Below are 14,321 nucleotides of genomic sequence, written 5' to 3' on the forward strand. Positions count from 1 at the left end.
CGTCCCCGCGAAGGCGGGAAGCCAAGTTCTGCATGCGCTGTCGATCCGCGTGCAAATTGGGTCCCTGCCTTCGCAGGGACGACAATGATTCTTACTTCTGCCCGCCCGTCTGCGCCGCGAACGTCAGCTTGTCATACCCGGCCATGCGCGCCGCTTCCAGTACGTTGATGACCATCTGGTGCATCGCGAACTGGTCGGCGTTGACGATGATGACGGGATCCTTCACGGGCGCCGCCAGCGGCTGGCCGTTCGGGCCGGTGCTGGCCGCGCGTTTCAGGTCGTCGGCGAGGCTCGCCACGCCGTGGAACGCGACGGGCACGTTGTTCACCGTGTAGTTACCTTTGGCATCGACCGTGACGTTGATCTCGAACGGCTTCTCGATCGCCTTCTCGGCGTCGGCCGTCGGCAGCGTGATCTGCAGTTCGGTGAACTTGCTGTACGTGGTCGTCACCATCAGGAAGATCAGCACGACCAGCAGCACGTCGATGAACGGGATCAGGTTGATTTCCGGATCCTCGCGTTTGCGGCCGCGGCGGAAGTCGATCATTTGCGGGCACCGTGGACGACGTCGACGAATTTCACGGCCTGCAGCTCCATGTCGATGATGAAGCTGTCGACCAGCGCGCGGAAGTGGCGGTAGAACACGAGGGCCGGCATCGCGATCGCCAGGCCGAAGCCGGTGTTGTACAGCGCCACCGAGATACCGTGCGCCAGCTGGGCGGGATTCGTGCCGCTCGCATTCTGCGCGCCGAAGATCTCGATCATGCCGACGACCGTGCCGAACAGGCCCATCAGCGGCGCCAGCGACGCGATCGTGCCGAGCGTCGTCAGGAAGCGTTCCAGCACGTGGGCCACGCCCCTGCCCGCTTCCTCGATCGATTCCTTCATGACGTCGCGCGGCGCGTCGACATTGCGCAGCGCGGCGGCCAGCACCGTGCCGAGTGGGGAATTCGTTTGCAGCTTGTCGACGATATCCGGAGTGACCTTGCCGCTGCGATAGACCTGGATGACTTCATCGAGCAGCTGGCGCGGCAGGATCTTTTCGCGGCGCAGGTAGATCAGGCGCTCGATGATCAGGGCCAGGGCAATGATCGATGCGATCAGCAACAGCCAGATGGGCCAGCCGGCAGCTTGAAGAATGGCGAGCAAGGGAACTCCTGGATAAGTAAAAAACAATGAAACAAGTTAGTTGCGCAATGTAACGTGTTGCCCGGATTGCGGCAAGTAGAGTTCTGCACACTTTCTGTGGATAAAAGTGTGCGCAAGACCGTCCAGTGACGCTAAGTGGATTGATTCTTAAGGGATATTTTTCCGTGAGTAAAAACTTGGCAGGGCCAGCGTGCATTTCCCGGAAGGAACTTCACAGGCTTGCGAGGGGTCTGTACGCATGTAGTTGCCCACAATTTCTGTGGATAAATTTGTGAGGAATCAGCTTTCCCAGCGGTAAGTATTTGATTTTACTCAGAGAAATTTCCGAGTCCAAAAAATAGGCACGGTTGTGCTTGACTACAGGTCTGGCTCTACCCTGCCGTTCTGCACATTTTTTGTGGACAAAATTGTGCGCAAGCGCACAAACCGAGCCTTAAGACTTTGATTTTTAAGCAGAAATACTTTGCGCCCGTTTTTTGGGCAGCGGCTTATCCACTGACACGGCCGCCCGACCGCAGGATTTTTCACACAAACTGTGGAAAAAGATGTGAGCAAGCGCATCGTTCTCCCACTAACTCTTTGATTCCTCTCAGAATTCTTTGCCAAGCCCAATTTTTAGGCAGCTTTGACTTGTGCACAGCAAACACGCTTCGACCGCCGGCTATTCCGGGCGCGCAGCGAAGAGGTTATCGTCGCGTCCCGGCGCAACCGGTCTTCTTCACACATTTTGTGGAAAAGATTGTGAGCAAGACCCTTGATCGAATACGAAGTCCTTGAATCTAAACAGTATTTTTGCTGTGCAGATTTTTTAAGCAGTGGAAAACCGGACTCGCGATGCGCCGCGAAGGGCGGCTGTGCACATAAACTGTGGAAAACGATGTGAGCAAGGCCTCGGACAGCGCCCTAAGTGTTTGATTGCTTTAGGAAAATATATCCAAGCTGAATATTTAAGCACCGCCGACTTGTCCACTTTCACACATAAACTGTGGATAAGATTGTGGCCAAGTATCCGAAGATGCACTCAAGCCATTGATCCGTAAGGTAATTTGGTTGCTGCATCGAAATCAGGCAGAATCGTTTTACTATAAAAATCAGGTGTTTACAAAAACTACCTGTTGTTTTACAGCAGATGTGTCTTACACTTCGCGCAGCCATGTTTTTGTGGACAGTTCAAACGAGCCCAACCCTATGTTCCCCACTGAAGACGCCGATCCGGCCTACGCCGCCCCGCCCGTACTGACCGTCACGGCCCTCAACCAGCAGGTGGCACGCCTGCTGGAGCGCACCTTTCCCCTCGTCTGGATCGGCGGCGAGATCTCGAATTTCACGCGCGCGGCCAGCGGCCACTGGTATTTCACATTGAAGGACGACGCGGCCCAGGTGCGCGCCGTCATGTTCCGCGGCCGCGCCCAGTACGCGGGCTTCACCCCGCGCGAAGGCGACAAGGTCGAGGTGCGCGCCCTCGTCACGCTGTATGGCGCGCGCGGCGATTATCAGATCAACGTGGAGGCGATCCGCCGCGCGGGCGTGGGCGCGCTGTATGAAGCATTCATGCGCCTGAAAGAAAAGCTGGGGGCCGAGGGCCTGTTCGACGAAGGGCGCAAGCGTCCGCTGCCGCTGTTCGCGCGCACGGTGGGCATCGTCACGAGCCCGCAGGCGGCCGCGCTGCGCGACGTGCTGACGGCCCTCAGGCGGCGCGTGCCGCACGTGCGCATCGTGCTGTATCCGGCGCCCGTGCAGGGCCAGCTGGCGGCGCAGAAGATCGCCGAAGCCATCGCGGTCGCGTCGCACCGGCGCGAAGTGGACGTGCTGATCGTGTGCCGCGGCGGCGGCTCGATCGAAGACCTGTGGAGCTTCAACGAGGAAGCGGTCGCACGCGCGATCGCGGCGTGCAGCATGCCCGTGATCTCGGGCGTGGGCCACGAGACGGATTTCACCATCGCCGACTTCGCCGCCGACCTGCGCGCCGCCACGCCGACGGCCGCCGCCGAGCTCGCCGCCACTGCCCGCGCGGACTGGGTCGCATCGCTGCAGGCGGACGCGGGCGACCTGCGCCGCGCGATGGGCCGCGTCCTGTCCGACGCGAGCCAGGGCCTCGACAACCTGTCGCGCCGCCTGTTGAGCCCATCGAGCCAGATCCAGCACCAGCGCCTGAAACTTCTCGGCATGGCCAGCAGTCTGACGCATGCCGTCCGCGCGCCGGTGAACCGTCATGGCCTGCTGCTCGCGCAGCTGCAACAGCGCTGGGCCCGCCATCGCCCGGACTGGAGCGGCTTGCGCACGCGGCTGGAATCCGACCGGCGCCACCTCGTGGCCAGCGTCGGCAACCAGTTGCGCGCGCGGCGCGAGGCAATGAACGCCCTCGCGGCGCAACTGGAACTGCTGAACCCGCAGCGGACGCTGGAGCGCGGCTATGCGATCGTCAGCAACGCGAAAGGTAAAGTTTTACATGCGCCGGGCCAGATCAAGCCGCGCGACGTGTTGCGCATCCGCCTGGCGGAAGGCAGTGCCGAGGTCAGCGTCGCAGGCGTACAGGACTTACTCGAATGACAATCTGATGTATTCGCAAAGCCATATCTGCAACGTTTAGCTAACCGGTTTAGAATAGGCGCCCGAATTGCACCACCGCAGAGACTTCGAAGTCTCCCGTCAACTTACACTAAGGAACAAGACATGGAACATACCCTGCCCCCACTGCCGTACGCTAAGGACGCCCTGCAGCCGCACATCTCGGCCGAGACGCTGGAATACCACTACGGCAAGCACCATCAGGCTTACGTCACGAACCTGAACAACCTGATCAAGGGCACCGAGTTCGAAAACCTGTCGCTGGAAGAGATCATCAAGAAATCCCAAGGCGGCGTGTTCAACAACTCGGCCCAGGTGTGGAACCACACCTTCTTCTGGAACTGCATGACCCCGAACGGCGGCGGCGCCCCGACCGGCCCGGTCGCCGATGCGATCAACGCCAAGTGGGGTTCGTTCGACAAGTTCAAGGAAGAGTTCCAGAAGTCGGCCGTCGGCAACTTCGGTTCGGGCTGGACCTGGCTGGTCAAGAAAACGGACGGCACCGTCGACATCGTCAACACCTCGAACGCCGGCACCCCGCTGACCACCGAGAACGTGGCCCTGCTGACCTGCGACGTCTGGGAACACGCCTACTACATCGACTACCGCAACGCCCGTCCGAAGTTCGTCGAGGCATGGTGGAACGTCGTCAACTGGGACTTCGTGAACAAGAACTTCGCGTAATCAGCCCGGCTTGTTCCATCGTTACGACGTCCAGGAGCAAGCCAACGCGAGGTATCGAATCGCACACCTACGGCCCGCCAACGCGGGCCTTTTTTTCGGCCACCGGTTGGTAGGCAGGTGGCATTGCGTCGGCGTCGACTTCCCTACACACTCGTGTAATTGAACTCACGAATGGAAATATGGCCACGAACATCAAACTCAATATCAGAAAGTCGTCGCTCCGGTTGACCGATGAACTGCTGACGGTTCGCCTGATTCAAAACGATTCCCATCGCGTGACCATCGGGAATCTCGATGGACTGAAACGATCATCGGAGAGCGCCACATCCGACGAGATCCAGGAATTCAATGGGCTTCTGCAAGATGTGCCCACCACGGATCTCACGGTCATGTCCTACCATCCGGCGATCGCAAACAATCCGGGCGCTGTCAGGAACTATGCGGGCAAACGACATGTCGTCGCATTGGCAGGGACAATCGAGAAGCGCAACGTCACCTATATCGCGAGCGGTGGCAAGCTGTACGAGCAAAATAAACTGTCCCTCGCGTCCGAAGATGGCGATCTTGATTGCCAGCCGGGGGACGAGCTCATGATTTTCAAAGGTGACCGGGAGTGTGTCAGCTGGGCTGTACTGAATTGCCATGAATATACGCACATCGACATTCTCCGGGCGCTGCAGGATTACGAGATCGAACTTCTCGTCGTCGTGACCTATAACGCTGCATCCAGGCTCTACTGGGAATATGCCCGGGCCGACGTGCATCGCCTGTTCTGCTTCGTGGTCATCGTCAACGTGGGCGAACTCGGGGGCTCCGGCGTCTTTGCACCGTTTCGCCGCATCGGCAAGGAAAAGAACGCGACGCTCAGCACTGCCGGACAAATGTTCGGCGCACGCGGCAGTGCCGAAGTCGATGCCAGCATGAAGCTCGAAATAGGCTGCCTGCGCCAGCTGAGAGAGACCTATCGTACGAAGGGATTTCCAGAAAAAGCTGCACGAGACGGCAGGGATGTGATCCTCCCTTCCCAACGTTTTCTACATACATTCGACGTTTCCCCCGGCGTGCCGCAAGCACGGCCCAGGCAAATCGACAATTTCTCGTGGAACTCGAAAAACCCGGTTATCGCTTTTTGCCAGCTGGATTCCCTGTCCATCGAGATCTACCGAAAAACCGGTTACAGGCTGGACAAGGCCGACAACGAAGTCGCCTTTTTCAAGCAACGGCTGACGGCAAAGTTGCATGAACTGATGCTGCGCTGCCGGTTACGCGAGGAACCAGCGGATCTGGATTTCCTTGTGATGCCCGAAGTCTTCGTCCCGCGCTCCTTCCTTCCCGAACTGATCGCATTCAGCAAGGCCAACAAAACGATCGTGATTGCGGGCCTGGACTATCCTGACAACGAGAATGCGAACGAGTGCGTCATCATTCATCCGGACCGTCCAGAAGGGGTGACTACGTTTTACCGGAAGATCACGCGCTCGCAATATGATGCGCAAGGCAGCGCAGACCCGGAAGACCGGCAACCGCTGAAGCGCGGCAGCGAATTACTCCGCTTTACCAACGATAGCGGAGCGTCGTTCGGGGTGCTGATCTGTTACGACTACAGCCACCTGGAATTGATCGAACGATTGAACCTGGGAGACGGCGCCGAGCCATTGGATATCCTGTTCGTCGTGTCGCACAATCCGTTCGGCGATTTGTACCGGTCGTGCTGCATCGCCGATTCGCACCGCTTTTATCAGCACATTGTGATGTGCAACGTCGCTGAATTCGGCGGCAGTGGGATTTTCGCCCCACGCCGCGAGCCGGGTTCACGTCAGGTGCTGTGCGAAGTCGGCAAAGGTATCGAAGCGACCGGGTTGCACCAGCTCGACCTCGATATGCAGCGTACGATGCGTGCAACGGCGGACAACAAACTCCAACACGGAAAATTCATGCGAAAACCCGGCATTTTCCAGGAACGTTTTACTTTCGAGAAAGTCCTGAAAGAGGATTGAGGATGCCCGGTCGAAGGCGTCCACGCTGGATTTGTCGCGAAACTGTACGTTTTTGTCATGACGACCCACCAAACATGCTCCAACCTTGCCCACTCTTATAAAATGTCGGGCTCAAGGAGAACATCATGTATCGCGTACTGTTGGTGGAAGACGATCCGCGCCTCGCGGAACTGGTGACGGAATACCTGTCCGGCTATGAATTCTCGGTCGACCTCGTCACGCGGGGCGACGCCGCGCTGGAGCACTTCAAGACGGCCGTGCCGGACATCGTCGTGCTCGACCTCATGCTGCCCGGCATGGACGGCATGGTCGTGTGCCGCCAGATCCGGGACGTATCGGACGTGCCGATCCTGATCCTCACGGCGCGCGAGGATACGTACGATGAAGTCTCGGGACTGGAACAGGGTGCGGACGACTTCGTCAACAAGCCCGTGCAGCCGCGCGTGCTGCTGGCGCGCCTGCGCGCCCTGCTGCGCCGTACGCAGACGAAGACGACGACGGATTCCCGCGTGCTCGAGTTCGGCGCGCTGCGCATCATGACGAGCGACCGCAGCGTCACGTGGCGCGGCCAGCCGTGCGTGCTCAGCAACACGGAATACAAGCTGCTGCTCGTGCTGGCCGAGGCCGCCGGGCGCGTGCTGTCGCGCGACGAACTGCTCAAGAAGATGCGCGGCATCGAATTCGACGGCCTCGACCGCAGCATCGACAACTGCATCTCCAAACTGCGCCGCAAGTTCGACGACAACCTGTCCGAGAAGATCAAGACGGTGTGGGGCGAGGGTTATCTGTTCTCGCCTTCGGCCTGGAACTAAACGTCGTCCCCGCGGCGGCGGGGACCCAATCGGGAATGACGGTCAATGCAAGCCCAACCGGCGTCTCAGCGGCCGCCCGACACGTCGATGAACGTCCCGGTCGCATACGACGCCTCGTCCGAAAGCAGCCACAGCACGGCGGCCGCGACTTCTTCCGCCGTGCCGCCCCGCGCCATCGGCACGGACGATTGCAGGCGCTGGATGCGCCCCGGCTCGCCGCCGCTGGCGTGCATGTCCGTGTCGATCAGCCCCGGCCGCACGCCGTTCACGCGGATGCCCTCCTGCGCCACTTCCTTCGACAACCCGATCGTCAGCGCATCCACGGCCGCCTTCGACGCCGCGTAATCGACGTATTCGTTGGCCGACCCGAGCACGGCCGCGCGCGACGATAGATTCACGATCGCCCCGCCGTTGCCGCCGTGCTTCGTGGACATGCGCCGCACGGCTTCGCGCGCGCACAGGAAGCTGCCCGTGACGTTGGTGGCGAGGATGCGGTTGATGCGGGCGGCGTCCATATGCTCCACGCGCGATTGGCGCGCGAGGATGCCGGCGTTGTTGACGAGGGCGTCGAGCCGGCCGCAGCGCGCATCGATGGCGGCGAACAGGCGCGCGACGTCGTCTTCCTCGGCCACGTCGGCCGCCACCGCGAACGCGTGGCCGCCGGCCGCTTCGATGGCCTGCACGACGGCGTTTGCCGCCGCGTCGTTGTCCCGGTAATTCACACAGACCGTGTAGCCGCGCCGTGCCGCCAGCAGCGCGCAGGCGGCGCCGATGCCGCGGCTGGCGCCCGTGATCAGGATGGTCTTGTCCATTGTCGTCCCTGTTATGTCAACCGGATGAGCATACCGCGTTATTCGAAGATCGGGACGATCGCGAGCGGCGCATTGTAGGTGACGACCTGGGCCCGTCCGGGCGCCGTGGCGAAGCGCCAGGTCACGATGGGAAAGCCTTCGTCGGGATCGCCCGTGAAGGCGGCGCCGGACGTCACGGGCAGCGCCTGCTCGCCGCCCTCCGCATGGCGCAGGCGGGCGCCGGCCGTTTCGGCCGATCCCTTCCTTGGGAACACGAAGCGCACGCCGACGCACTGGCGCGCGCGCTGCGACGCATCCACGTAGCGCACGAAGCCGAGCGCCTGGGCGCAGGCCGTGCGCAGGTCCGCGGCATCGTACTGGCCGTCGGCGCGCGGCGCGATCGTCACCTGCGGGCGCAGCACGAACGGCATGCCCTTGCGGTTCAGGACGAGGGCCGCGTTCTCGTCGTACGCCGCCTTCGTCAGCGGAAACACCGTGCGGCCGAGAGCGTCCAACGGCAGGTTCAATTGCGTCGTCTTGCCCGTCAGCGTGAGCTGGGCGCCCTCGCCCAGTCCGGCGTGGTCGCGCGACTGCACCTGCAACTGGCTTTGCAGCAGGTTCTTCGGACCGCCGTATTTCTCGAACTGGACCATGGCCCGGTACGCATCCCGGTAGCTCACCCATTCGCCGGCCTGTGCCTGCGCCTGCACGACGGCTGGAGCGGCCGCGAGCAGCGAGACAAAGGCAGCGATGAGTTGGCGGGATGCGCGCATCATCAGAACCGGTAGGTGAAGGCGGTCGAAACCGTCAGGTTGGTGGACCGCTCGACGAGCGGGCTCTTGGCGGCATTGCCCAGCAAGCCCTTGGCCTGCAGGTTCGAGGTCAGCATCCACGAGGGCGACAGGGCCCAGTTCCAGCGCACGCCGACGTGCGCCTCCTGCAGGCCGCCGCCCGCCTCGTAATAGGAAAAGCGGCTACGCGACGCTTCTTCCCGCGAGACGCCGAAATACGTCTGGTTGTAGTTGCGATTGACGATGGACACGCCCGCCGACACCGACACGCGGTGCTGGCTGCCCAGCTCGAACGCGAGCCGCTGCACGCCCAGGTCCAGGCGCGCGCCGTCGTGGTCGTTGCCGGCGCCATACAGCACGCTGCTCGTCAGGCGCCATTGCGGCGTCACGTAATAGTTCGCGAAGACGCCGCCCTGCAGACGTGCGCCGATCTTGTCCATGCCCTCCAGGCGCGTGGCGACCATGTGGCGCTTGTCGATCGGATCCGGGACCGGGCCGATCAGGGTCGTACCCCATGAGCTGGCGCCGTCGACGGTCTGGCCGGTGCCGGTCTCGTCACGGCCGGGCTGCACGGCCACCAGCGGGCCGTATTCGAACGTCGGGCTGTCCGTCAGGTGCATGCCGGCGCTCATGCCGGAAATAAAAAGGCCGTTGCTCCATTGAACCTGGAGCACCGGCAACGCTGATACCTTGCGGCTTCCCGTCCCGTCCCAGCGCGGCGCCGACTGCACGCCGAGGCCCACGTACATGTCGCGGCTGCCGTCGGGCATGGGGTTGGTCGCCGGCGTCTGGGCCCACGCCGTACCGCAGGCGGCGCCCAGCGCGAGGAAGAGAAGCTTGTTCATGTTCGGGGTTGAAAGATTCGGGAAGACAATATTCTACGTCCTTGTCTTCCTTCCTCCCATATCCTTTCCTGCTTTAATGCCTCGTTGCCACTTCGGTCGAAAATACCACCGGCAACTCGCTGCGCGGGATCACGGCCAGGTGCGCGGGGGTCGTCACGTGCATGGCGCACAGGATGTCCGATCCCGGCACCGAGCGCAGCTCACGCACGAGGATCTTGTCGCCCGCGCGCAGGATGCCGTCGATGGCAGTCGAATAGCAGCTGTTGGCGCCGCTACCCATGAAGACGCCGACGACCATCTGCGCCGCGAAATCGACGGCAGGCCTGGCGCGGCCCGGCGCGTGTTCGTCCCACAGGCGGGTCCAGGCAGCCTCGTCCTTGACGACGACCGTGCGTGCGTCGTGGACGCCCGACAGGCTCGTCGCATCCGCGGTCTGGAAGAAGATGTCCGCGGCGGCCACCTTGTTGAACGCGACGTCGGCATCCACGCGATCCACGGCCACGACCTGCATCGGCTGGGTCACGACGGGCAGGCAGATGGCGACCGTCGTCACGTCGCGCTCGTCGATCTCGACTTCGAGCTTGCTGGCGCCCGCCGCCACGCGGCCGACGACCATGCTGCGGCAACCGCTGGCGTAGTCGCCGGCGAACACGGCGAGGAGCATCTTGCGCGTGAAATCGACTTTCGGCTGGGCCGGGACCGGGGTGCGGCCGGCGGTGTGCTGGGCCCACAGCTTGTCCCAGGCAGCCTGGTCCTTGATGACGACGGTCTGGGGCGCCGTCACGCCCGAGAAGGTATCCTTCGCGACGGTGTCGAACGTGACCGCCGTGCCGGCTGCCGGCAGGAAGGCCAGTTGTTCGACCTTGTGGCTGCTGCCCAGGCCCAGATCCGGCTGGTCGGCATGCTTGACGATCGTCTCGAACAGCGCGCGGGCGCTCTCGTCCTGGCAATTGGTCTTCGGTCCGGCAATCGTGTCGCCGTACGAGCACAGGCGGGCTTCCGGCTTGTTGCCGAACAGGACTTGCTCATAGGACGCGTCCGCGCAGCGACCGGCATGGTCCCAGAACACTTGCTTGCCGTCGATGACGAACAAACGGTTCTTGGTCTCGCTGCAGGCGGCAGTGCGCGCCATCTCGACGAACGGGGCGGTTGCCAGGGCGGCCGGGTTCGGCTCGCCGACCGCGATGCCGGGGCTGGCTTGCTGGTCATGCATCGTGCTTCCTCCACCGCAGGCGGCCAGCGCCGCGCCGACGATCACGGCGCCCAGCGGCGTCATCACGCGTCCAAACATGCTCATACTCTCCCTCTCCTGGAAACGATGGCGCCGTGTGCCCGGCACGCATCCCGAATAAAAAAGGGTCCGCCTTCTCTCGCGCATCGGGCGGACCCAAACGGAAAACCCAATGAGGCCAGGTCGAAAACCTGCTACGTCGCGACGGTTTTCGACGTGTCCTGACGTGTAGACATCGTACGCAGTCCGGTCAAGAACTTCATCCCCGGACTGTCCAGCATTTGTCCTCAATTTGTAAGGGATGGTTTTTTAGATCATTGCTCCTATACAATTTCGAGATGTGTAAGACAAACTCAGCCCAGGACAGTGCCCACGACCGGAGGACGGCGGCGTGAATCGCCTGTTTTTCCGCTTCTTCGTGCTCGTGATGCTGTCGATCACGGCGGCGACGTTCGTCATCTATTTCGTCTTCGCCCGGCTGTTCGGCGACCCGCTCGACGACATCGCGCGGCGCCAGGCGTCGGCGCAGATCTTCCTGCTCGAACAATACGTCGACCGCGCGCCGGCCGATGAGTGGCTCGGCCGCCTGAACAAGGTGCGCGAAGTGTCGGAGGCTCATTTCGACCTGATCCCGCTGGACCAGGCGCGCGCCGCCCTGCCCGCCCGCCAGCATGAGGCGCTGGAGCGGGGCGACGTCGTGCTGGATCCGCAGCACAAGGCATTCTTCCGGCGCGTCGACCTGCGCGGCGACCGCTACATCGGCAGCAACGAGGAAGCGATCCGCGCCTACAACCTGCCGATCGACCTCGGCCAGGCGCTCGCGATGGAAGTGGTGCGCTACGTCGTCGTGGCGCTGGCGCTGCTCGTGCCGATCGCGCTGTGGTCGCGCTCGCACTGGCGGGCATTGCAGACGCTGTCGCGCGTGGCGGATGAATTCGGTGCCGGGCAGCTGTCCGCGCGGGCGCACCTGAAACCGGCGGACGCCGTGTTTCCGCTGGCCGAACGCATCAATGCGATGGCCGAGCGCATCCAGGGCTTGCTGGAAGCGCAGAAGAACCTGCTCCACTCCGTGTCGCACGAACTCCGCACGCCGATCGCGCGGCTGGAATTCGCGCTGGAACTGCTGGCCGAGCGCGCGGGCGACCCCGCGCTGACCAAGCGCATCGCGGCGATGGAAGGCGACCTGACCGAGTTGAACGACCTCGTCAACGAACTGCTGTCGATGAGCAAGCTGGACAACGCCCAGGGCCCGCAGCGCGCCCTGTTCGAGCTGGAGCCGCTGCTGCGCGAATGCACGGACGGCCTGCATCCGCGGCCGCAGCGCCTGCACGTGGACCTGGGCGAGCACCTGGGCAGCGTGGACGGCGACCGCCGCCTGATCGGCCGCGCCATCGGCAACCTGCTGAGGAATGCACAGAAGTACGCGGCGCACGAGGTCGCGCTGCGCGTGCGGCGCGACGATTGCCGCATCGAGATCGCCGTCGAGGACGACGGGCCCGGCATTCCCGAAGAAGAGCGGGAACGCATCTTCGAGCCGTTCTACCGCCTCGACCGCAGCCGCGACCGCGCCACCGGCGGCTTCGGCCTCGGCCTGTCGATCGCGCACAAGGCGATAGCCCTGCATGGCGGCAACCTGAAAGTCGAGCAGTCGACCCTGGGCGGCGCCCGCTTCGTGATCAACCTGCCGGACGGCGTGCTGTCGGCCTGATTACTTCGCCTGCGCGGCCTTGTCGACGAGCTTGTCCGCCACCTGCAGCGTCGCCTTGAACACGTCCGTGCGGTCGGCGCCTTCCATCTGGCGCGACAACAGGCCGGGGTTCGTCAGGAAGCGGCCGCCGACGATGAGCGTGGGCGCGGACTCGACCTGGTAGTTGGCCGCGACCTTGTCGAGCTGGCGCAGGCGCGTCGTCACGCCGAACGAATTCCACGCGTCGAGGAAGGTCGCCCGGTCGACGCCGTTCTGCGCCGCCCAGTCGATGATGACGTCGTCTTTGTTCAAACGGATATGGTCCGTGTGCACCGCCTTGAACACTTTCGCGTGCATGTCGCCCAGCCGGCCCAGTGCTTCAAGCGTCAGGAACAAATGCGCTTCCGGATCGGCCTGTCCCGTCGACGGGTAATGGATGCGGCGCACCGTGATGCGGTCGCCTTCCTTCCTGACCCACTCCTCCAGTAACGGTTCCAGTGCATTGCACACCGGGCAGTGGTACATGAAGAATTCGATGACCTCGACCTTGTTGCCGTTCACCTGCACGGGCTGCGAACGGGCGAGCGTGGCATAGTCGACGCCATTCTGCGGAACAGCGGGCGACGCATGGGCGAGAGACAGCGACAGGGACAGCAGCAGGCCGAGGCCGGCGGCGCGCAGGAAAGGCATGGACAATCCTTCAGGTCGTGAAAAACCTGAAGGTTACCATTTCCTTAAGGAATTATCGACGTCCGACCGGCGCCGGGCGTTCCGGCTTCACGTGGCCCATCGCGTAGAACAGGTGGTCCCACCAGTGCTCGCGCGAATGCACGGTCAGCAGGCATTGCCGGTCGATCTCGCCCTTGAACACGGGATCCGCGCATTGATTCGTCACCAGCGCATTGCGCTGGTTTTCGGCGTTCACGAGCGCAATGGCGAGCCAGAATGCAAGACCTGCGAGCACGATCACGAGCACCCAGGCCGCGTGGTTCCAGTTACTCGAATCGAACAGATGCTCCTCGTCCGGCTTGGACTTGTCGTACATCTTCAGGATCTTGCCTTCGGCGTCACTCATTGCGCTGTTTCTACCTTTTATTTATTTCGACTTGGCGGCTTTCGCGACCAGGGCGTCCATCACTTGCAGCGTGGCTCCGAACAGGGCCGGCTCGTTCTGGGTCTTGACCGAATTGTAGACCAATGCCGGCGACGTCTGGTACTTGCCGTCGATGACGATGGTCGGCACGCTGTCGACCTTGTAGTCGCTGGTGATCTGCGGCAGGCGGCGCAGCTTGGTCGTCACGCCGAACGAGTTCCACGCGTCCAGGAACTTGTTACGGTCGAGACCATTCTTCGAGGCCCAGTCGATGATGGCCGCATCCGTGTTCAGACGCAGGCGATCCACGTGCCAGGCCTTGAAGACCTTGGGCTGGAACTCTTCGGCCTTGCCCAGCGCTTCCAGCGTCAGGCGCAGGTGCGCTTCCGGATCGTTGGGACCCGACGACGGCAGGTGGACACGCTTGAACACGATGTTGTCGCCTTGCTTTTTGACCCACTGTTCGAGCTGCGGTTCCAGCGCGTTGCAGTGCGGGCAGTGGTACATGAAGAACTCGATCACCTCGACCTTTTTACCCGTGGCCTGCACCGGTTGCGGCTGAGCGAGCGTCACGTACTCGACACCGCTCTTCGGGTCGGTCGGCGAAGCGAACGCGGTGCTGGCGGCGAGGACGGTGGCGAGCAGGGCAAAACGCAGGGAACGCATAGTTTTC

Annotated in this window: 14 protein-coding genes; 5 read left to right on the top strand and 9 right to left on the bottom strand. The window is 62.6% G+C overall.

What is annotated here, in order from left to right; all coding sequences use genetic code 11:
- Positions 1 to 91: 91 nt before the first annotated feature.
- Both ACEN9H_RS22120 and ACEN9H_RS22125 read right to left on the bottom strand, forming a co-directional pair.
- Entirely contained in the window at positions 92 to 544 is a 453-nt protein-coding gene (locus ACEN9H_RS22120) for an ExbD/TolR family protein (protein WP_056128306.1), read from the bottom strand.
- Positions 544 to 1,149, bottom strand: coding sequence for a MotA/TolQ/ExbB proton channel family protein (locus ACEN9H_RS22125; protein WP_056127000.1), 606 nt, complete (start codon positions 1,147 to 1,149; stop codon positions 544 to 546). Before ACEN9H_RS22125 ends, ACEN9H_RS22120 begins: the two co-directional genes overlap by 1 nt.
- A gap of 1,188 nt (positions 1,150 to 2,337) precedes the next feature.
- Between ACEN9H_RS22125 and xseA the strand changes: the two genes are divergently transcribed.
- The 4 genes from xseA (at position 2,338) to ACEN9H_RS22145 (ending at position 7,210) form a co-directional block, all read left to right on the top strand.
- Positions 2,338 to 3,699: an exodeoxyribonuclease VII large subunit gene (gene xseA / locus ACEN9H_RS22130; RefSeq protein ID WP_413672098.1), complete on the top strand. Its 1,362-nt coding sequence runs from the start codon at positions 2,338 to 2,340 to the stop codon at positions 3,697 to 3,699.
- 123 nt (positions 3,700 to 3,822) lie between these two features.
- Positions 3,823 to 4,401 carry a superoxide dismutase gene (locus tag ACEN9H_RS22135; RefSeq protein ID WP_036237288.1) on the top strand — a complete coding sequence of 193 codons (579 nt, stop codon included), beginning with the start codon at positions 3,823 to 3,825 and terminating at the stop codon, positions 4,399 to 4,401.
- A 179-nt stretch (positions 4,402 to 4,580) separates the two neighbouring features.
- Complete coding sequence (locus tag ACEN9H_RS22140) at positions 4,581 to 6,398, top strand: hypothetical protein (protein ID WP_413672099.1); 1,818 nt, start codon at positions 4,581 to 4,583, stop codon at positions 6,396 to 6,398.
- A 125-nt stretch (positions 6,399 to 6,523) separates the two neighbouring features.
- A complete protein-coding gene (locus ACEN9H_RS22145) occupies positions 6,524 to 7,210 on the top strand; it encodes a response regulator transcription factor (protein WP_056126995.1) in 687 nt (228 codons plus the stop codon).
- 65 nt (positions 7,211 to 7,275) lie between these two features.
- On the opposite strand, the gene ACEN9H_RS22150 is transcribed toward ACEN9H_RS22145, so the two are convergent.
- From ACEN9H_RS22150 to ACEN9H_RS22165, 4 genes are all read right to left on the bottom strand, one after another.
- Entirely contained in the window at positions 7,276 to 8,022 is a 747-nt protein-coding gene (locus ACEN9H_RS22150; RefSeq protein WP_371764765.1) for an SDR family oxidoreductase, read from the bottom strand.
- 38 nt (positions 8,023 to 8,060) lie between these two features.
- Positions 8,061 to 8,777, bottom strand: a complete 717-nt coding sequence (locus ACEN9H_RS22155; protein ID WP_413672100.1) for a hypothetical protein — start codon at positions 8,775 to 8,777, stop codon at positions 8,061 to 8,063.
- Entirely contained in the window at positions 8,777 to 9,637 is an 861-nt protein-coding gene (locus tag ACEN9H_RS22160) for a MipA/OmpV family protein (protein ID WP_413672101.1), read from the bottom strand. Before ACEN9H_RS22160 ends, ACEN9H_RS22155 begins: the two co-directional genes overlap by 1 nt.
- 73 nt (positions 9,638 to 9,710) lie before the next feature.
- Positions 9,711 to 10,934 carry a hypothetical protein gene (locus ACEN9H_RS22165; protein WP_413672102.1) on the bottom strand — a complete coding sequence of 408 codons (1,224 nt, stop codon included), beginning with the start codon at positions 10,932 to 10,934 and terminating at the stop codon, positions 9,711 to 9,713.
- A gap of 325 nt (positions 10,935 to 11,259) precedes the next feature.
- Here ACEN9H_RS22165 and ACEN9H_RS22170 point away from each other — a divergent pair, with 325 nt between their 5' ends.
- Positions 11,260 to 12,576, top strand: a complete 1,317-nt coding sequence (locus ACEN9H_RS22170) for an ATP-binding protein (protein ID WP_413672103.1) — start codon at positions 11,260 to 11,262, stop codon at positions 12,574 to 12,576.
- Here ACEN9H_RS22170 and ACEN9H_RS22175 read toward each other — a convergent pair whose 3' ends face one another.
- From ACEN9H_RS22175 to ACEN9H_RS22185, 3 genes are read right to left on the bottom strand one after another with little or no spacing between them, the layout of a single operon-like run.
- A complete protein-coding gene (locus ACEN9H_RS22175; RefSeq protein WP_413672104.1) occupies positions 12,577 to 13,245 on the bottom strand; it encodes a thiol:disulfide interchange protein DsbA/DsbL in 669 nt (222 codons plus the stop codon). It abuts the gene before it with no gap.
- Between the two features lie 52 nt (positions 13,246 to 13,297).
- Complete coding sequence (locus tag ACEN9H_RS22180) at positions 13,298 to 13,630, bottom strand: hypothetical protein (protein WP_056126982.1); 333 nt, start codon at positions 13,628 to 13,630, stop codon at positions 13,298 to 13,300.
- A gap of 21 nt (positions 13,631 to 13,651) precedes the next feature.
- A complete protein-coding gene (locus ACEN9H_RS22185) occupies positions 13,652 to 14,314 on the bottom strand; it encodes a thiol:disulfide interchange protein DsbA/DsbL (RefSeq protein WP_371764772.1) in 663 nt (220 codons plus the stop codon).
- Positions 14,315 to 14,321: the final 7 nt, after the last annotated feature.

Origin of the sequence: Massilia cellulosiltytica (assembly GCF_047325105.1) — a bacterium.
GTDB lineage: Bacteria > Pseudomonadota > Gammaproteobacteria > Burkholderiales > Burkholderiaceae_D > Telluria > Telluria orientalis.